The organism is Pseudomonas sp. (assembly GCF_030147005.1).
In the GTDB taxonomy this organism is placed as follows: domain Bacteria; phylum Pseudomonadota; class Gammaproteobacteria; order Pseudomonadales; family Pseudomonadaceae; genus Aquipseudomonas.
This window is the reverse complement of the sequence record NZ_JASLAW010000130.1, coordinates 1-16,878: the sequence shown is the minus strand read 5'-3', so window position 1 is coordinate 16,878 and position 16,878 is coordinate 1. Positions and strand designations below refer to the sequence as shown.

Sequence of the window (16,878 nt, the reverse complement as noted above, 5' to 3'; positions counted from 1 at the left end):
CCGGTCATCCACGCCCACGAGTTAAATGTGTTTGGCCCCCAGGATGACGTTCACGGGGGCGGACACCCTGGGTTTGCGAAACACCAGCACATTGCCCAGCATCACCAGCACCAACCCCGCCAGCGCCGGTGCCGTCCACTGATAACCCTCGGCAAATGCCGAGACGTTCAGCGCCACCACCGGGAACAACACGGTGCAATACGCCGCCCGCTCCGGCCCCATGCGCCCGACCAACGTCAGGTAGGCGGTAAAGCCAATCACCGAGCCTGGAATCACCAGGTACCACAAGGCGCCGAGGTAGCGCGCGCTCCAGTCCATCTCGAACGCAATACCGCGCGCTGCGCAATAGGCCGCCAGCATCACCGCACCATAGGCCATGCCCCAGGCGTTGGTGGTCAAGGGCTTGAGCCCGGCTTTCTGTTGCAGGCTCGACAGCATATTGCCCGCCGAAAAACACATCGTGCCCAGCAACGCCAGGCCCAGGCCGAGCAAGGTCTGCGGGCTGGTGGCGTGCCCCGCCAACTCGGGCCAGAACAAAAAACCCAGGCCGAGCAAGCCAAGGCCGCCGCCCATCAACACATTGCGTGCAACGCGCTGGCCGAAGAATACGCGGGCATTCAGCGCGTTCCACAAGGTCGCCGTGGAAAACACCACCGCCACCAGCCCACTGGGGATCCACTGGCTGGCGGTCAGAAAGCACATGAAGTTGACGCAAAACAGGCACAGGCCCTGCGCCACGCAAATCAGGTGCCCGCGCCGGTTCATCACCTGCAGCCGGCGGCTGAGCAGCAACAGCACGAACAGCACCAGCGCCGCCAAGCCGAAGCGATACACGATCGATACGGGAATCGCCACCACGCCCAACTGCCATTTGAGCGCGATCCAGGTCGTGCCCCAGATCAGCACAGTGAGTAAATACAGGAAAAGGTTCATAGCGGGCTCCGGTGATTGAGCCACAGTGTCGCTTTTACCGCGTGCAGTTCTCTTGCACATTCTTGCGCTTTTGTCGGGCGTGGGGCTCACAGCGTCATGACGGCGGAGTAGGATGCAAAACGTCGGAGAACACACCATGCCAGCGCTGGAATCCCTGCAAGTCTTTCAAGCCCTTAACCGCTCGCCCAACGCACGGCTGCAAGCCTGCGCCGAGCTCGGTGACGGCTTGTCCGCGGCAGTGTGGAGCAACCACCACGATTCCCAGGATTACCAGGCGCCCAGCCATCACACGTTGTCGTGCTACATCGGCGGCGGTACCGGCACTTTTCGCCGCGACCAGCCGGGCATCAAGGGCGGTCCCGGCAAACTGTGCATCCTGCCGGCCGAGCATCAATCCGCCTGGGTGATCAATGGCGAGATTCGCCTGGCTCATGTGTATTTCAGCCCCGAACAATTTGCCCTCGGCTGTATCACCCTGCTCGACCGCGAACCCCGTGAACTGCAGTTACGCGAAGGCACCTTCCTCGAAGACGCCGGCCTGGCCGGGCGCTTTCAGCAGTTGATTGCCCTCAACTGGCACGAGCCCGGTGAGCGCCTGCTGACCAGCAGCCTGGCCCATGAAATGCTCAGCCACACCCTGCTCAGCCAGGTCGGCGCCCGCGAAGGGTTGCGCGTGAAAGGCGGGCTGGCCGCGCACCAGCGGCGCCGGTTGGTGGAGTACATCGACCATCACCTGCAAGACGCCATCAGCCTCGGCCAGTTGGCCGGCATGTGCGCCCTGTCGGAATACCATTTCGCCCGCATGTTCCGCCAAAGCTTCGGCCTGCCGCCACACCAGTACCTGCTGGCGCGCCGGTTGGCCCGTGCGCAGAACCTGTTGCGCGGCAGCGCCCTGGCCGTGGGTGAAATTGCCTGGCTGTGCGGTTTCTCCAGCGCCAGCCATTTCAACCAGCGCTTTCGCCAAGCCGTGGGCGCGGCGCCTGGGGACTATCGCCAGGCATTTCGCGCCTAGGCCATCAAGCCCAGCGTCTTGGCTTTGGCCACGGCCTGGGTACGCCGCTCTACGCCAAGTTTGCTGTGGATACGCCGCGCATGGGTCTTGACGGTGTGCAGGGAGATATAGAGGCGGTCGGCAATTTCCAGATTGGAGTTGCCCAGGGCGATCAACTGCAGCACTTCCAGCTCGCGCTGGCTCAGCGGGTTTTCCGTGACGCCGACCGGCGAGGCTTGCGGCTCGAGCCCCAACTCACTCAATAACCCCGGCGCACGTAAACGCAACTCGCGCACCGCCTGCTGCACCTGGCAACGCGCCGCCAATGCCAGGCCGGCTTGCAGGGCCAGTCGCGCCTGGGTCGGCTCCCCCAGCCGCCAGGCCACCTCCCCCAGCACCAGCTGCACTTCGGTTTCGAGGCAGAGCATGCCGCGTTGCCGGGTGCTCGCAAGCAAGGCGCCAAGCCGCTCGAGCGGCTGTTCGGCGCAGCCCAGCCTGACCTCGCCCAGCACCAGCAGGTACTCAAGACGCGGGATAAGTTCCAGTGTGGCCGGTGGCGCCTGCTTGGCGCAGGGCCCGTGAAAGTGACGCAACACGCGGCGCACCGCCTCCACCGTCAACTCCGCGCGCCCTTGCTGCAACCAGAAATGCCCGCTGACCAACAACAGCACCGCGCGATATACCAGGACGGGCACGTGGCGCTGCTGCATCAGCCGCTCGGCATCGCGCAGCTGGATAAAGGCCTGGGCGTAATCACCGCGATTCGCCGCCAGCAGCGCCAGCCCGAGAAACCCGTAGAGCACCCGCTTGTCCTGACTGTGCAGGCAGATTTTCAAACCGGCCTCGAAACACTCGCCCGCCAAGGCGTCCTGCCCTTGGCGCAACGCAAGATGCCCGCGTCGCAGGGCGATACGCCCCATCAATGGGCCAGCCTGCAAGCGCTGCTCCACCAGCATCGCCTGCACGCCCTCCAACAGGCTTTGCGCCCGGTAAGGCGCGCCGCGTTGCTCCAGCAATTGGGCGTGATCCAACTCAAGCAGGGCCTCCAGCACCAGCGAACCGTGGGCGCGGGCCAGGCACAGCGCTTCGCGATTCAAGGCTTGGGCGACGTCCAACTCGCCGCGCAGCATGGCTTGCTGGGTCAGGCCCGAGAGGCACATCAGGCGTGACGTCCAGGCACTGTCGGGCAAGGCTTGCAGTGCCTCGAGGAAATGCTCGCGGGAACCTTCTGCATCGCCGCTCAAGTGCAGCAGCCAGCCGGCCTGCGCCTGCCAGCGCGCCACCAGATGGCGCTGCGCCGCCGCCGTTGGTCGCGGCGCGAATCGAGCCAACTGGTCGATGCACAACGCCGCCTGCTCGAACCGCCCGGCAAACAGCAGTGCGGCGGTGACCAGGCCTACCAGTGGCGCCGAGCCGAGCATCAATTCATCGCCATGCTGCTCATGCAGGCGCAACAGCAGCAGGGCATTTTGCCCGCGGAACAAGTCTTCAAAACTGAAGTGCTGCAGCAGGCTCACCGCCCCTTCATATTCCTGCGCCAGCAACGCCTGCTCGAAGGCGGCCTGCCAGTCCTGCTCGGCGCTGAACCACTGGCAAGCGCGCCGGTGCCAGGCGCGCTTGGCCGGCCAAGGCTCTTCGCGCAGCAGGCGTGCCAGGGGTGGAAATATGTGCAGCCACTCGGTGGAGCCTTCCCAGGGCTGGATAAATGCACCAAGCGTTTGAAGCTCGCGCAAGTACTGAGCGCCGTCACCCGCGCCGAACAGGTGTTCACACAGGCCGCTGTTGAAGCGCGGCAAGTTGGCCAGCACACGCCAGGCTTCGGCCAACTCCGCCGACAAGCTGTTGAACACCTCGTGCTGCAGATAATCGAGCACGGTTTTATCGGGATGGCCGTCACCGAGCAACGCGATACGCACACCGGCACACCATCCTGCGCTGAATTGCAGCACGCTATCGACGCTCTGCCCCGGGCCAAGCAATGCCTGGGTTTCCGTAGCGCTGAACGCCAGCTCAGTACTGCCGCACTCCAACAACTCGTCATCAAGCAACAACCGTGGCCAATTGCACGATGGCCGTCGCCGTGCCCCCAGCCACCAGCTCAGCGCCGGGCTGCTGGCGGTGAGCAACCGATCCAGCAAGGCGTCCAGCTCGGGAGCGGGCATGCGGCAAAAATCATCCAGCAACAGCCACGCCGTGTGCTGCCAACGCCCCAGATCCTGCAATAACGTCGCTTCGTCGGTATAAGGCAGCCCAAGGCTGTGCGCCAGGCGCCGGGAGAAATCGACCGGGCATGCAACGACGCCATTGAGCGCCAGCCAGTAAACCTGGCACCCCGGCGGCGCCTGCAAGGCGCACTCGGCGAGCAACGCACTCTTGCCACTGCCGCCCGGCGCGCACAGCAACTTCACACGTGCCGGGGCCGCGAGCAACGGTGCGGCCAGACGCGGTCGCAGCACATGGTGGGCGGACAGCCGGGGCATGAATCCAGGACGGTCCAGGCAGCGTGTCATGGCGGTCATTGCTGCATCCTGCTGTTTTTATTGTTGCGTAACCCTAGACCTGTGGTTGGCGGTTGTTGAAGAAGTATTCAGCGGGGTGATTAGTCACCATGCACAGAACCCGATGTGTACACAGCCCAGGGGGGTTTGCCCTAATGCCAGCCGGCTAAGGACGACCGCTGTACTGTGGCGAGGGAGCTTGCTCCCGCTGGGCCGCAAAGCGGCCCCAGAAAATGGGACTTTTACGCAGTCCAGCGGCAGCAAGCTCCCTCGCCACAGGTAAACGGTTGTCGCTTTAGCGCTTGATTGACTGGCATCAGGGCTTGCCCGCTCCCACTGTTGATTGCATTTCAAATGGGGTCAGCGCACGCCTTCGGACCTGAGCGCCGCCGGGGTGTAATCCGCCGCCTTGGCTGCGAAGCCGAATACGAAGCTGCTCTTCTCCTCGTTCTTCATACCCAGCGCGAGGTAGCGCCCGGCGATCAGGTCGTACAGGGTTTCCACGGTGTAGGCCGGCACCTGGTGGTCGTAATAAAACTGTGCATGGCCTTCGGCGACGCGCCACAGTTGGCCGCGACCGTCGTAGTGGTCCACCAGGGCGACCTGCCAGCTGTCTTCGTCAATGTACATGTGGCGCTTGGCGTAGATGTGGCGCTCGCTCGGCTTGACGGTGCCAACCACTTCCCAGACGCGGTGCAGCTCATAGCGGGTCAGGTCCTGGTTGATGTGCCCGGCCTTGATGATGTCGTCGTACTTGAGGGTCGGCGAATCGAGCTTGTAGCTGTTGTAAGGGATGTACAGCTCCTTTTTGCCCACCAGTTTCCAGTCATAGCGGTCGGGCGCGCCGGAGAACATGTCGAAGTTGTCGGTGGTGCGCAGGCCGTCGGATGCGGTGCCCGGCCCGTCATACGACACCTGCGGCGCCCGCCGCACGCGGCGCTGGCCGGCGTTGTAGATCCACGCCAGGCGCGGCTCTTTCACTTGATCGAGGGTTTCGTGCACCAGCAGCACGTTGCCGGCCAGCCGCGCCGGCGCCGTGACCGATTGCTTGAAATAACTCAGCACGTTGGCCGCCTTGGCCGGGTCGATGTCGGGGATGGCCTGGGGTACCGCGACTTCCTCTTCGAAGCGGATCGGCGTGTAGCTGCCGTTGGTCTGCGGGGTGGCCTGGGTGATGATGCGGCGCAGGTTGCCGCCGTGGTAACGGGTGATGTGATTCCACAACACTTCCACGCCGTTCTTGGGGATCGGGAACGCGTAGTAACGGTTACCGGTGAAGTTCTCCAGACCGTTGCCGTCATTGATCGCCTTGACGTTGAGTGCGCTGCGCTTGATCGACTCGTAGACATCGGCCGGCAGGTTGACCGTACGGTGGCTCGGATATACCGGAATCTTGTAGGTCTCGGGGTAGCGCTTGAACATCGCCACCTGGCCGTCGGAGAGCTTGTCTTTGTACTTGTCGACGGTGGCGGCGGTGATCACGAACAGCGGCTTTTCGCCGGCGAACGGGTCGGCGAGAAAGCCCTTGCTGTCCACCGCACCGGCGTTTTTCGGGATGCCGCCAGTCCAGGCCGGGATCGAGCCATCGGCATTGCCGGCTTTTTCGGCGCCGACCGGGGTCAGGCTGGTGCCAAGCTTGGCGGCTTCTTCCGGCGATACCGCTGCCATTACGTGGGTGGCCAACAGGCTCAGGGCCAACACTGCAATTGTCTTACGCATAAGTTCTTGTCCTTCTTTGAGCCAAATCAGAAGTTCACGCCGAAGCTGAGGGCGAGGAAGTCGCGGTCGGTCAGGGTGTTGTAGTCGCCGCCAAAGAAATCGGTGTAGCTGAGGCTGGCGGTGTAAGTGCTGCGGTAGTCCGCATCCACGCCGACACTGATGGCCTTGGCGCCTTTGTTGAACAAGCCGTTGGGGCCGTAGCCGGCGACGTCATGAGACCAGGACAGGTTGGGCTTGAGGTTCACCCCGGCAATGGCGTTGTTGTAATCAAGGATCGCCCGCGCGCGGTAGCCCCAGGAGGTGGAAGTGGCGAAACCGTCGGTGTCGCCCTGGAACCCATAGGCGCCGTACACCGAGTCGCGGCCATAACGCAGTTTGGATTTGTCTTCCAGGCCGGCGACATGCACCACCGCCGCCTCGCCCACCAGCGTCAGGCGTTCGGCGCCCAGCACCTGGTCGAAGAACTGGGTCATGGTGCTTTGGATCTGGGTGATTTCCTTGCGCCGGTAGCCCTTGTTGTCGGAGCCGAACGAACTGCGGATTGGCGATGCGGTGTTGCCCGCAATCGGGTTGACCAGCGCCAGGGTCAGGTCGGTGGTGTTGAGTTGCACGGGCGCATTGGGCCGATAGCTGATTTCGCCGGTCCACGCGGTGCCGGTGGGCAAGGTGGTGGAAAAGCTGGCGCCGAACAGTTGGATATCTTCCGGGTAATCCAGGTAGTACTGGCCACGGCCGAGCATGGTGCTCTGGGCCAGAGCGCCGCCCAGGCCCGGCGGGGCGGAGGCCCCGATGGCGCCGATGGTCGCAAGGTTGGTATTGGCGGTAATCGTGCCCACGGTCGGGGTACGGCTGTGGTAGTTCATGAAGTACAGGCCGTATTCGGTGTCGTCACCCAGCCAGCGCAAGGCGGCGCCGAACTGGCCGGAGTCGCGCGCATCACGGTCGGCGGCGCGCTGCACCACCACACCTTCGCGGGTGACCACAAAGCCTTGGCCGCGTGCCGCTGCGATCGGTTGCAGCGGTGCAATCCCCGGGCTACCGACGGTGTAGTTACCGGTGCAGCCATCGGCCGCCACGTCGCCCCCGAAGAAGGTGCCGCAGTTGTCCAGCACGGTCTGGTCCCATTCCAGTTGGTAGAAACCTTCCACGGTCAGCTGACTGGTCAGGCTCTGGGAAGCAAACAGCATGTTCACCGGGATCAACCCTTCCTTGATCTCGGCACCCGGACGACGGAACGCCGACACGTCGACCGGGTTGATGCTGTTGATGGAGTTACCGATAAACGTACTTTCGCCCCAACTGACCACCTGCTTGCCGGCGCGCACGGTGCCGGGCAGCTCGCCCAGGGAATAGTTGTGGTAGACGAAGGCATCAAGGATCTGCGCACCGCTGGATTTGGCGCCTTCCTTGCGGTTGTGGTCGCTGATCTGCTTGAACTCGCGGTCTTCGTCCTTGAGCTCGAAGTCGTACCAGTACTTGCCGCGCACGAACACACCGGTGTCGCCGTATTTCAGTTCAAGGTCGTGCAGGCCTTTGAAGATTTTGGAGAAGGTCTCGCCCTTCTTGAAGTTGAGGCGCCCGTCATCGCCGGTGGACGCCTGGCCCGTGCCGCCGTTGACGTTGCCCACCAGGCTTTTGTCGGCGTCTCGCGTGCCCCAGCTCGCACCGACCGACAGCGAGGAATCGAATTGCCCTTCGATTTCGCCAATATTGAACGAAACAGCCTGCGCCTGGGCACAGCAGCCCACGGCAACCGCAGCGGCCAGCGCCTGTGGCGTGAAGATGGCGCGCATTGTTGTTTTTGTCATGCGTCTTCCCCGGTGAGTGACAGAAGGCCCCACCCTACTGCCGCCTATGAGGAGCGATAAGCGCACCAAGGAGGTATTCGTGTTGTCGCTCGAAAGGATGACAAGCCGCGTACGCCAAGGGGGCGGCGCGCGTCATGGATTGGATGGATGGCGGTTCATCAGACTGATCGATGTCTGGCGGGTAATTGTTGTCGTTTTAGTAACAGTCCTTGTCCTGAACCGCTATTACTCATTTTGTTACAACCGACTATTCTTAGCTCGCTTTCAGGGCAAACCGCCCGCTCCCAACGTCGGGAGTCAAGCTGGAATTCTACGGATTGCTTATCTATTCAATCTGTTAACCGTGTTCACTGACGTTGATTTATCGCTCCTTGATCCAACGTCTTACTTCGGCCGCTGCCTGTGCAGCGGCCTTTTTTATGCGTGAAATAAAAACGGGGCGCTATCAACGCCCCGCAGGATTCACTGTTCTTATGGCAACGATCAGAGGCTGAACTTCTGCAAGTTGGCCATCATCTCCTTCAGTGCCTCGATGGTGTCTTTGGGGTGCGCCGCCCCTTCGAAGTCGCAGATTTGCTGCCAGTGCGCCGCCACGTCATCCGGTGAAAAGCCCGCCTCGGGATCAAAGCCCACGCCCAGGCTGCGCTCCCAACGGGTCTTGCCGATCCAGCCGCCGCCCACCTCAAACAAACCCGACGTTTCCTGGCAGGCTTCGCTGCCCAGGTACACCACTAACGGGCTGACCAGTTCCGGCTTGAGCCGCTCGAACACCTGCGGCGGGATCAGCCCTTCGGTCATGCGCGTGCCGCCGGTGGGGGCAATCGCATTGACCAGGATGTTGTTCTTGCGCCCTTCCAGCGCCAGGGTTCGGGTCAAGCCGTACAGGCCGAGCTTGGCCATGCCGTAGTTGGACTGGCCGAAGTTGCCGTAGATGCCCGAGGTGGATGCGGTGAAGATCACCCGGCCATAACCCTGCTCGCGCAGATGAGGCCAGGCGGCGCGAGTGACTTTGTAGGCGCCTTCGACATGCACCCGGTAAACCAGGTCCCAGTCGCTGTCGTCCATCTTGTGGAAAGTTTTGTCGCGCAGGATACCGGCGTTGTTCACTACTACGTCGATGCGGCCGAATGCGTCCAACGCGTTCTGCACGATCTTGTCGCCGTCAGTGACGGAATCATGGTTGGCTTCGGCGATGCCACCCGCTTCGCGGATTTCGGCCACCACTCGGTCGGCCGCCGAGGCATTCGCGCCTTCGCCCTGGGTCGAGCCCCCCAGATCATTGACCAGCACTTTGGCCCCGTGCCGAGCGAACAGCAGCGCATGGGCCCGGCCCAATCCGCCGCCGGCACCGGTGACGATCACGACCTTATCCTGCATCTGCACTGACTGACTCATACCGAACTCCTTTGGCGACAATGGCAATGGGCAGAGTGTCAGGCACAGGGCCTTGGGTCACAATAAATACGGGCGACGCTGAATGGTGCTCGATAAGGCAGCGGGATGATGCCTTGCGCAGGCGCAAGGCTCAGGAATAGGCCGCAAGCGCAGACTGCTGGCCAATGCGTTCACGAAACGCCAGGTAATGCCTGAGCACCTGGACCGGCGCCTCGATCTGCGGGTAATGGCCGATGTTGGCCAGCAATACCGTGTCGGCCTGCGGCACAAGCTGGTGATAGCGCTGCACCATATGCGCGCCGGAAATGGGGTCGACCTCACCGTCGATGACTCGCAACGGCACGTCGCCGCGTTGCATGGCCGCCACCCAGCGGTCACGCAGGCGACGGCGCTGGGGAATGTAACTGATCAGCTTGTGCAGGATGCGCGGGCCATCGTTGTGTTCTATCAGGCTCCAGAAATCATCCAGGGCACTTTCGCTGGGCCGCGTCTTAGGGCCGAATATCTGATTGAAACTGCTGGCCAGGCTGTTTCGCCCGCAGGCTCGGCCGATCATCCAGCCCAAGGGGCTGAGCAATAACTTCTGCACCAGCGTTGCGCGATGGGTTTCGGGGAACAGCCCACCGTTGAGGAACACACAACTGGCCATTTGGAACCGGCTTTCGTAATGCCGAGCCAGGAGTTCCTGGGCAACGCTGTCGCCGTAGTCATGGGCCAACACATGCACGGGATCGACCACCCGCAGGTGCTCAAGCAGCGCCTGTTGCAGGTCCGCTTGCTCCAGCAGGCAGTAATCGTGATCCAGCGGTTTGGCCGACTCGCCGAAGCCGAGCATGTCGCAGGCAATCACCCGATTGCGCTGGGTCAGGGGTTGCCACAGGTAGTGCCAATCCCAACTGGCCGTTGGGAAGCCGTGAAGCAACAGCAACGGCTCGCCCTGCCCGGCCACCCAATAACGAATGGAGCGGCCGCGAAAGACGAATTCCTGGCCGCGCTTGCGCCAGATACTGAGTGGTATTTCGGCAAGTAGCATCAGCTTTTATACCCGGGGTCTTGGTGATCCAATTTGCGCAGCAGCGCCGGCCAGGCCAGCGCCCCTCCCATACCTTGGGCACTTTTTGTGACAGCCGCCACCATCGCCTTGGCGCCGGCCAGAACCTGCGGCTCGATGGCAATCAACTCGGCAGCGCCGTTCTGCGCCAGCACCTGGATGTCACAGGCCCGCTGGAAAGTGAACATCATCAGAAAGGTATCGGCAATGGTGGCGCCGCACGTCAGCAGGCCATGGTTGTGCAGCATCAGAAAGTTGTTTTCGCCCAGGTCAGCCTGTAAACGCGCCTTTTCATCGTGATTCAGCGCCACACCTTCATAGGCGTGATAGGCAAGGCTCGACAGCACAAACAGCGATTGCTGGCTGATCGGCAACACCCCCTGCCTTTGCGCAGACACCGCGACACCGGCCGCAGTGTGAGTGTGCAGCACGCAGGTCACGTCATGGCGCACTTCGTGGATGGCGCTGTGGATGGTGTAGCCCGCAGGGTTGATCTCGTAGGGGCTGTCCATGCGCTTGTTGCCGGCCTGGTCCACCTTGACCAGGCTCGAGGCGGTGATCTCGTGGAACATCAGCCCATAGGGGTTGATCAGGAAATCATCGGTACCCGGCACCTTGGCCGAAATATGCGTAAAAATCAGATCATCCCAGCCATGCATTGCGACCAGGCGATAGCAGGCCGCGAGGTCGACACGGGCTTGCCATTCGGCCGCACTGACCTGGTCTTTGACATTTTGGGACGATGGAAGCGGGGCTAAGCTCATGATCATGACCTCCTTGGCGCACTTATTATTGTTTTTTAAGTGATGGGCCAGTCTAGTCAGGCGCCCTGGCTTGCGGAGTTGCCTTCGCAGCCAGCTTGATGACTGAGCGAGTCAGTCAGGAGAATAGTACATATTGGTGCAAAAAAAGCGCCGTCGCTCAAGCACTGGCGGCGCTTCCATCCGGTTAAAACCGCAGCGTCGTGATCAACTCGGCCAACCATGGCTCGGCGTCGGTCTCCGGGGTCACGCTTTCGCTGGCGTCCAGGCGCAGCATCGGCAGCACTTCGCGTATGCCCAGTTCACTGAACAATTCACGCATTTGCTCGCCGCCGCCGCAGAAGGTATCGCCGTAGCTGGCGTCACCCAAGCCAATGACCGCACCGGGCAGGCCGCGCCAAGCTGCGGGCAGTTGGTCGCGAATACTCGAATACAGGGGTTGCAGGTTGTCGGGCAACTCGCCCATGCCGGTGGTCGAGGTGACCGCCAGGAACGCCTCGGGGGCGAAAGCCTGCACGTCCGCCAACGTGGCACGCGGGTTGTGCCACGCGTCAAAACCCGCTGCTTTTAGGATGTTTTCAGCGTGGCGAGCGACTTCTTCAGCCGTGCCGTAGACCGAGCCGGAAAGGATGGCGACTTTCATCAATCTGATCCTGTAATTGAGCGAAAGCGTGGGATATTAGCAGTTGCACCGCCGTTTCAGTGCGAGCCGTGCAACATTCAGGATTTGCCATAAACTTGCACCCTCAGAACATGCAATGGAACGCTCAATGATTAACGCCAAGCTGCTGCAAATGGTCGTCAATGCCTCCAACGACGGCATCGTGATTGCCGAACGCGAGGGCGAAGACAAGCCGCTGATCTACGTCAACCCGGCCTTCGAACGGCTGACCGGCTATACCCTGGACGAGATTCTTTATCAGGATTGCCGCTTCCTGCAGTCGGGCGACCGTGACCAGCCGGCCCTGTCGGCGATCCGCGAGGCGCTCGACAGCGGTGGCGCGTGCCGGGAAATCCTGCGCAACTACCGCAAAGACGGCACGCCTTTCTGGAACGAGTTTTCACTGTCAACGGTGTACAACCCGGCCGACCAGCAGACCTATTTCATCGGCGTGCAAAAAGACGTGACCGCTCAAGTGAAGGCGCAGCAACGCGTCGCCCAGCTGGAAGCCCAGGTAACCGAGCTTAAAGCCGAACTGGCGGCGCTCAAGATGACGAGCGGATGTAACAAGCTGTAATAATTGCGGTCTTTAGAGACATAATGGCTTTTTAATGCCCAACCTTTGAGCCATATCAATGCCTCGCGATGCTCTATTAACCCAGGATGAGCTGGATTTTATCCAGAACATGCAGCACAACCCGCAGCTCAATCTGCGGGATGCATGGTCGAGCCTGACGGTGAACGGCGGTGCGCAGATTCGCGATTTGCTCACTCGGTTGGCCGCCCAAGACCAAGTCACCATCAGGGCACAGTTCGACAACCAGCAACTCACCTTCCCCCTGCGCCTGGTGGAAGATGAGTTTCATGCGGTGCATCTTCGCCTGGGCGTGCCAAGTATCTTTGAAGACGGGCCGATGGTCCGCCCATGGCGACTGGCCCTTGAAGAACCGGTGGCGCTGGAGAACTTGAGGGGTTACGCCAGCACGCTGTGGGTACACCAAGTGTCATTCAAGGGTGTGCTGGTAGAAGGGCGTGGCCGAGCCAAACCGCCGAAAACCTTTTCATTGTGGTTCAGCCCGTCCGGTTACGAACGCATTGCGCTGCGCGGCACGCTGGAACGGGAAACCGCCCGGGGACTGTTCGCCTACCGCCTGAACCAGAGTGACCAGGATGAGATCGAGCGCCTGCGCCAATTCATCCTGCACCAGCACCGCCTGGTGCATCCGCATGTGCATGCCTGAGATCAGGTATCCAGACCGCCACTGAGAAACTGCTGCAAACGGCGCTGCATCTGGCGCCCTTCGCTGCCAAGGCAGCCGATGGACGTGCCGGCCAGGTCGGCCTGCAACAGGTCCGAGGCAGCGCCAGCCAGAAACAGCGGGCAATCCAGGGTCAGCGCCAGGCGGTTCAAACGCACAGCCAGGTCGTGCTTGTGTGAGTGGTTGGAGAAAATGATCAGCGCCTGGGGGCGGACTTTTTCACACACCAGTGTCAACTCATCGACCGGCTGGCCCAAGCCCAGCACCTTCACGGTCAAATCCTCCCGGCTCATCAACAGCGCCGCCACCAATAGCTCCACTTTGCGGCACTCGCCAGGCATGCCACTGAGTAACACGCGCGGGGCCGACGAGGCGCTCGCCACTTGCAGACGCAGGAAAATCTGCACACGCAGAAAAGCATCGAAAAAAAGCCACTCACTGGCCTGGCCGAAACGGCCCTGATGGCGCAGCAAGTCGTTCCACAGCGGCATCAGGATGTGCTGGAACGCGACATTCAAGGGATAGGTAGAGAGAATCTGGCCGTACGCGCTTTCCAACTGGCGATCGTCGAAAGCGCTGATGGCCTGCATCAGCCGAGCCCGCCACTGCGGCCATTCGCGGTCTTCAACCGCGTCGCGCTCGGCACGAATCGCTTCGGCCTGCAGCTCGTCACGCGCCAGGATCTTGCCAACCTTGCTCACCGCCAGGCCGCGTTCAGTCCATTCGAGAATACGATTGACGGTCTCGATATCGGCCCTTGAATAAAGGCGGTGCCCGCTTTCGGTGCGCACAGGCTGGATCAGCCCGTAGCGCCGCTCCCACGCACGCAGGGTGACCGGATTGACGCCTGTCAATCTCGCCACTTCGCGGATGGGGAACAGTTGCTCCGAATCAATCGAGGCAGGCTGCAAATTGCTATCAGTCGGTGCAGTAATCACATTATTTCTGACTGGAGCCAACAGGGATGGGGCCTCATTTAACCCGTTTAAAGCTGGCTTTTTCAAGGTCTTTGGACTTCAGAGCAACCCCTCAAGTAATGTCACTGGCGTATTTCCTCAAAACAGGAATAATCCTTGCCTGTTTTTCAGCGCAGCGGCACTACCCGCCGCTGCGCTCGTGCGCCGCCTACCCGGCCAAGCGCACCCGTTTATCTGGAGATACACAATGTCTACCTCACCCGTCACCTTGATGGTTGCCCGCCGTGTGGCCAAAGGTCGCTACGAAGAATTGATGGCCTGGCTGCGCGAAGGCGAGCAATTGGCCACAGACTTTCCCGGTTACCTGGGCTCCGGCGTGCTCGCACCGCCTCCCAATGATGATGAATTCCAGATTATCTTCCGCTTCGCCGATGAAAAAACCCTGCATGCCTGGGAGTTTTCCGCTTCGCGCAGTGCCTGGCTGAGCCGTGGCAGCGAGCTGTTTGCCGACCCGTCCGAACACCGTGTGAGCGGCATTGATGGCTGGTTCGGCGCGGCGGGAGCCCGCCCGCCGCGCTGGAAACAGGCGGTGGCGATCTGGCTGGCGTTTTTCCCGGTGTCGCTGCTGTTCAACTTCGGCCTGGCGCCCTTGCTCGGCGAACTGGACCTGTTCAGCCGGGTGCTGGTCAGCACCTTGGCGCTCACCCCGCTGATGGTTTACTTCTTTATCCCGATGTCGACTCATCTGCTGGCGAACTGGCTGCACCCCACGCCACCTCGCAAGGCCAACGAAGCCGCTGCTTGAGTACAGGGGGACGGGGCGCTGGTATAGTTTCCATCTGCCAGCGACCCGAGCCTCCCATGACCGCAACCAATGCCCCGATCCTGATCACCGGTGCCGGCCAGCGTGTCGGCCTGTATTGCGCCGAGCGCCTGTTGGACGAAGGGCAATCGGTGATATTCAGCTACCGCACCGAACGTCCCGGAGTGCAGGCCCTGCGCGAACGCGGTGCGATCGGTGTATGGGCCGACTTCTCCACCGAAACGGGGATTCTGGCGTTCATCGCTGAGCTGAAGACCCATACCGACACGCTGCGCGCAATCATCCACAACGCTTCGGCCTGGGTCGCAGAAACCCCTGGCGACGAAAGCCGCGCCTTTATCGACATGTTCAGCGTGCACATGCTTGCGCCGTATCTGATCAACCTGCATTGTTCACCTCTGTTGCAACGCTCGACACCAGCCGACATCGTGCATATCAGCGACGATGTGGTGCGCAAGGGCAGTCGTCAGCACATCGCCTATTGCGCCACCAAGGCCGGGCTCGACAGCCTTACGCTGTCGTTTGCCGCGCAGTTCGCGCCGTTGATCAAGGTCAACGGCATCGCGCCGGCGATGGTGATGTTCAATGAAGGCGACGATGCGGCCTATCGTGCCAAGGTCCTGGCCAAGTCTGCGCTGGGCATCGAACCCGGGCCGCAGGTGATCTACCAGAGCGTGCGTTACCTGCTGGACAACCCCTATGTCACCGGGACCACCCTGACCGTCAATGGCGGGCGGCATATCAAGTAAGCCGTTTGTGAGGATGTTGTATGACGTTGTCCCTGCCCCACCATTACCGCGAGATCCTCAAGGGCCTGGGTGAAGATCCTGAGCGCGAAGGCCTGCTCGACACGCCCAAGCGCGCCGCCAAAGCGATGCAGTATCTGTGTCATGGCTACGAGCAGAACCTGCAGGAAATCGTCAACGGCGCGCTGTTCGCCTCCGATAACGACGAGATGGTGATCCTCAAGGACATCGAGCTGTACTCGCTGTGCGAGCACCACCTGCTGCCCTTTATCGGCAAGGCCCATGTGGCCTATATTCCGACCGGCAAGGTGCTGGGCCTGTCGAAACTGGCGCGCATTGTCGACATGTTCGCCCGGCGCCTGCAAATCCAGGAAAACCTCACGCGGCAAATCGCCGACGCCATCCAGGATGTGACCCAGGCCGCCGGGGTGGCCGTGGTGATCGAAGCCAGGCACATGTGCATGATGATGCGCGGCGTGGAAAAACAGAATTCAACCATGAACACCTCGGTGATGCTCGGCGCCTTTCGCGAGTCGAACACCACGCGCATGGAGTTCCTGCAACTGATTGGACGGAGCAAGTAGCAATGCCACAACTTCAACCAGGCATGGCGCGCATCCGGGTCAAGGACCTGTGCCTGCGCACCTTTATCGGCATCAACGAAGACGAAATCCTCAACAAGCAGGATGTGCTGATCAACCTGACGATCCTGTATGCCGCCCAGGAAGCCGTGCGCGATAATGACATCGACCATGCCCTGAACTACCGCACCATTACCAAAGCGATCATCGCCCACGTCGAAGGCAACCGTTTTGCCTTGCTCGAGCGCCTGACCCAGGAACTGCTGGACCTGGTGATGAGCAATGAATCGGTGCTGTACGCCGAAGTCGAAGTGGACAAGCCCCACGCGCTGCGCTTTGCCGAGTCGGTTTCGATCACTCTGGCGGCCAGCCGCTGATAGTCAAGTGAGCCCTATGAACGACCAACAACGTCTCGAACTCGAAGCCGCCGCCTTTCGCCGGCTGGTGTCACACCTGGACAGCCGCAAGGATGTCCAGAACATCGACCTGATGAACCTGGCGGGCTTCTGCCGTAACTGCCTGTCCAAGTGGTACAAGGCCGAGGCCGACGAACGCCAGATCGAGCTGAGCCTCGATGACGCCCGCGAAGTGGTGTACGGCATGCCGTATGCCGAATGGAAAGCCCAGTACCAGAAAGAAGCCGGCGCCGACCAACAAGCGGCGTTTGCCAAAGGAAAAGCCCATGACTGACCTGAACACCCTGCGCGCCAGCCTCAACAGCGGCGAGCACGTTTT

At 61.5% G+C, this 16,878-nt stretch carries 18 protein-coding genes; 9 read left to right on the top strand and 9 right to left on the bottom strand.

Annotation, left to right across the window (positions count from 1 at the left end):
• Positions 1 to 21: 21 nt before the first annotated feature.
• Entirely contained in the window at positions 22 to 933 is a 912-nt protein-coding gene (locus Q1V60_RS11945; protein ID WP_300630474.1) for a DMT family transporter, read from the bottom strand.
• Between the two features lie 136 nt (positions 934 to 1,069).
• On the opposite strand from Q1V60_RS11945, the gene Q1V60_RS11940 reads away from it, so the two are divergent.
• Positions 1,070 to 1,945 carry an AraC family transcriptional regulator gene (locus tag Q1V60_RS11940; protein ID WP_300630501.1) on the top strand — a complete coding sequence of 292 codons (876 nt, stop codon included), beginning with the start codon at positions 1,070 to 1,072 and terminating at the stop codon, positions 1,943 to 1,945.
• Here Q1V60_RS11940 and Q1V60_RS11935 read toward each other — a convergent pair.
• The 3 genes from Q1V60_RS11935 to Q1V60_RS11925 all read right to left on the bottom strand — a co-directional run bounded on the left by Q1V60_RS11935 (position 1,942) and on the right by Q1V60_RS11925 (position 7,949).
• Positions 1,942 to 4,443, bottom strand: coding sequence for a LuxR C-terminal-related transcriptional regulator (locus tag Q1V60_RS11935; RefSeq protein WP_300630472.1), 2,502 nt, complete (start codon positions 4,441 to 4,443; stop codon positions 1,942 to 1,944). The genes Q1V60_RS11940 and Q1V60_RS11935 overlap by 4 nt on opposite strands.
• Positions 4,444 to 4,782: 339 nt before the next feature.
• Positions 4,783 to 6,141, bottom strand: coding sequence for a DUF1329 domain-containing protein (locus Q1V60_RS11930; protein WP_300630471.1), 1,359 nt, complete (start codon positions 6,139 to 6,141; stop codon positions 4,783 to 4,785).
• A gap of 26 nt (positions 6,142 to 6,167) precedes the next feature.
• Positions 6,168 to 7,949 (bottom strand): DUF1302 domain-containing protein, encoded by a 1,782-nt coding sequence (locus tag Q1V60_RS11925; protein WP_300630470.1) that lies wholly within the window; start codon positions 7,947 to 7,949, stop codon positions 6,168 to 6,170.
• Positions 7,950 to 8,028: 79 nt separating this feature from the next.
• Here Q1V60_RS11925 and Q1V60_RS11920 point away from each other — a divergent pair, with 79 nt between their 5' ends.
• Positions 8,029 to 8,376 carry a hypothetical protein gene (locus tag Q1V60_RS11920; RefSeq protein WP_300630469.1) on the top strand — a complete coding sequence of 116 codons (348 nt, stop codon included), beginning with the start codon at positions 8,029 to 8,031 and terminating at the stop codon, positions 8,374 to 8,376.
• A 56-nt stretch (positions 8,377 to 8,432) separates the two neighbouring features.
• On the opposite strand, the gene Q1V60_RS11915 is transcribed toward Q1V60_RS11920, so the two are convergent.
• The 4 genes from Q1V60_RS11915 to Q1V60_RS11900 all read right to left on the bottom strand — a co-directional run bounded on the left by Q1V60_RS11915 (position 8,433) and on the right by Q1V60_RS11900 (position 11,799).
• Positions 8,433 to 9,344: an SDR family oxidoreductase gene (locus tag Q1V60_RS11915; protein WP_300630467.1), complete on the bottom strand. Its 912-nt coding sequence runs from the start codon at positions 9,342 to 9,344 to the stop codon at positions 8,433 to 8,435.
• Between the two features lie 130 nt (positions 9,345 to 9,474).
• On the bottom strand, positions 9,475 to 10,377 hold the full coding sequence (locus tag Q1V60_RS11910; RefSeq protein WP_300630465.1) for an alpha/beta hydrolase: 903 nt from the start codon (positions 10,375 to 10,377) through the stop codon (positions 9,475 to 9,477).
• Positions 10,377 to 11,162 carry a class II aldolase/adducin family protein gene (locus Q1V60_RS11905; RefSeq protein WP_300630500.1) on the bottom strand — a complete coding sequence of 262 codons (786 nt, stop codon included), beginning with the start codon at positions 11,160 to 11,162 and terminating at the stop codon, positions 10,377 to 10,379. The genes Q1V60_RS11910 and Q1V60_RS11905 overlap by 1 nt, the downstream gene beginning before the upstream one ends.
• A gap of 181 nt (positions 11,163 to 11,343) precedes the next feature.
• Positions 11,344 to 11,799 (bottom strand): flavodoxin, encoded by a 456-nt coding sequence (locus tag Q1V60_RS11900; RefSeq protein ID WP_300630464.1) that lies wholly within the window; start codon positions 11,797 to 11,799, stop codon positions 11,344 to 11,346.
• A 127-nt stretch (positions 11,800 to 11,926) separates the two neighbouring features.
• On the opposite strand from Q1V60_RS11900, the gene Q1V60_RS11895 reads away from it, so the two are divergent.
• Positions 11,927 to 12,394, top strand: a complete 468-nt coding sequence (locus Q1V60_RS11895) for a PAS domain-containing protein (RefSeq protein ID WP_300630463.1) — start codon at positions 11,927 to 11,929, stop codon at positions 12,392 to 12,394.
• Between the two features lie 58 nt (positions 12,395 to 12,452).
• Positions 12,453 to 13,058: a hypothetical protein gene (locus Q1V60_RS11890; protein WP_300630461.1), complete on the top strand. Its 606-nt coding sequence runs from the start codon at positions 12,453 to 12,455 to the stop codon at positions 13,056 to 13,058.
• Positions 13,059 to 13,060: 2 nt separating this feature from the next.
• Here the strand turns inward: Q1V60_RS11890 and Q1V60_RS11885 are convergent, their stop codons facing one another.
• Positions 13,061 to 14,011 (bottom strand): MerR family transcriptional regulator, encoded by a 951-nt coding sequence (locus Q1V60_RS11885; RefSeq protein WP_300630498.1) that lies wholly within the window; start codon positions 14,009 to 14,011, stop codon positions 13,061 to 13,063.
• A gap of 229 nt (positions 14,012 to 14,240) precedes the next feature.
• Here Q1V60_RS11885 and Q1V60_RS11880 point away from each other — a divergent pair, with 229 nt between their 5' ends.
• Genes Q1V60_RS11880 through Q1V60_RS11860 form a run of 5 tightly spaced genes read left to right on the top strand, consistent with a single transcriptional unit; the run spans position 14,241 to position 16,833 of the window.
• Entirely contained in the window at positions 14,241 to 14,798 is a 558-nt protein-coding gene (locus Q1V60_RS11880) for an antibiotic biosynthesis monooxygenase (protein WP_300630460.1), read from the top strand.
• A gap of 56 nt (positions 14,799 to 14,854) precedes the next feature.
• A complete protein-coding gene (gene folM, locus Q1V60_RS11875) occupies positions 14,855 to 15,565 on the top strand; it encodes a dihydromonapterin reductase (RefSeq protein ID WP_300630459.1) in 711 nt (236 codons plus the stop codon).
• A 20-nt stretch (positions 15,566 to 15,585) separates the two neighbouring features.
• Positions 15,586 to 16,146, top strand: a complete 561-nt coding sequence (folE, locus tag Q1V60_RS11870; protein ID WP_057724018.1) for a GTP cyclohydrolase I FolE — start codon at positions 15,586 to 15,588, stop codon at positions 16,144 to 16,146.
• A gap of 2 nt (positions 16,147 to 16,148) precedes the next feature.
• Positions 16,149 to 16,520 (top strand): dihydroneopterin triphosphate 2'-epimerase, encoded by a 372-nt coding sequence (folX, locus tag Q1V60_RS11865; protein ID WP_003194073.1) that lies wholly within the window; start codon positions 16,149 to 16,151, stop codon positions 16,518 to 16,520.
• 16 nt (positions 16,521 to 16,536) lie between these two features.
• Complete coding sequence (locus tag Q1V60_RS11860; protein ID WP_300630457.1) at positions 16,537 to 16,833, top strand: DUF1244 domain-containing protein; 297 nt, start codon at positions 16,537 to 16,539, stop codon at positions 16,831 to 16,833.
• Positions 16,834 to 16,878: the final 45 nt, after the last annotated feature.

Excerpts from the sequence above, each read along its gene's own strand:
- folX (WP_003194073.1), top strand. The coding sequence starts at position 16,149 with ATGCCACAACTTCAACCAGGCATGGCGCGCATCCGGGTCAAGGACCTG.
- Q1V60_RS11935 (WP_300630472.1), bottom strand. The coding sequence starts at position 4,443 with ATGACCGCCATGACACGCTGCCTGGACCGTCCTGGATTCATGCCCCGG.
- Q1V60_RS11895 (WP_300630463.1), top strand. The coding sequence starts at position 11,927 with ATGATTAACGCCAAGCTGCTGCAAATGGTCGTCAATGCCTCCAACGAC.
- Q1V60_RS11945 (WP_300630474.1), bottom strand. The coding sequence starts at position 933 with ATGAACCTTTTCCTGTATTTACTCACTGTGCTGATCTGGGGCACGACC.
- Q1V60_RS11880 (WP_300630460.1), top strand. The coding sequence starts at position 14,241 with ATGTCTACCTCACCCGTCACCTTGATGGTTGCCCGCCGTGTGGCCAAA.
- Q1V60_RS11860 (WP_300630457.1), top strand. The coding sequence starts at position 16,537 with ATGAACGACCAACAACGTCTCGAACTCGAAGCCGCCGCCTTTCGCCGG.
- Q1V60_RS11930 (WP_300630471.1), bottom strand. The coding sequence starts at position 6,141 with ATGCGTAAGACAATTGCAGTGTTGGCCCTGAGCCTGTTGGCCACCCAC.
- Q1V60_RS11925 (WP_300630470.1), bottom strand. The coding sequence starts at position 7,949 with ATGACAAAAACAACAATGCGCGCCATCTTCACGCCACAGGCGCTGGCC.
- Q1V60_RS11890 (WP_300630461.1), top strand. The coding sequence starts at position 12,453 with ATGCCTCGCGATGCTCTATTAACCCAGGATGAGCTGGATTTTATCCAG.
- folM (WP_300630459.1), top strand. The coding sequence starts at position 14,855 with ATGACCGCAACCAATGCCCCGATCCTGATCACCGGTGCCGGCCAGCGT.
- Q1V60_RS11940 (WP_300630501.1), top strand. The coding sequence starts at position 1,070 with ATGCCAGCGCTGGAATCCCTGCAAGTCTTTCAAGCCCTTAACCGCTCG.
- folE (WP_057724018.1), top strand. The coding sequence starts at position 15,586 with ATGACGTTGTCCCTGCCCCACCATTACCGCGAGATCCTCAAGGGCCTG.
- Q1V60_RS11915 (WP_300630467.1), bottom strand. The coding sequence starts at position 9,344 with ATGAGTCAGTCAGTGCAGATGCAGGATAAGGTCGTGATCGTCACCGGT.
- Q1V60_RS11900 (WP_300630464.1), bottom strand. The coding sequence starts at position 11,799 with ATGAAAGTCGCCATCCTTTCCGGCTCGGTCTACGGCACGGCTGAAGAA.
- Q1V60_RS11910 (WP_300630465.1), bottom strand. The coding sequence starts at position 10,377 with ATGCTACTTGCCGAAATACCACTCAGTATCTGGCGCAAGCGCGGCCAG.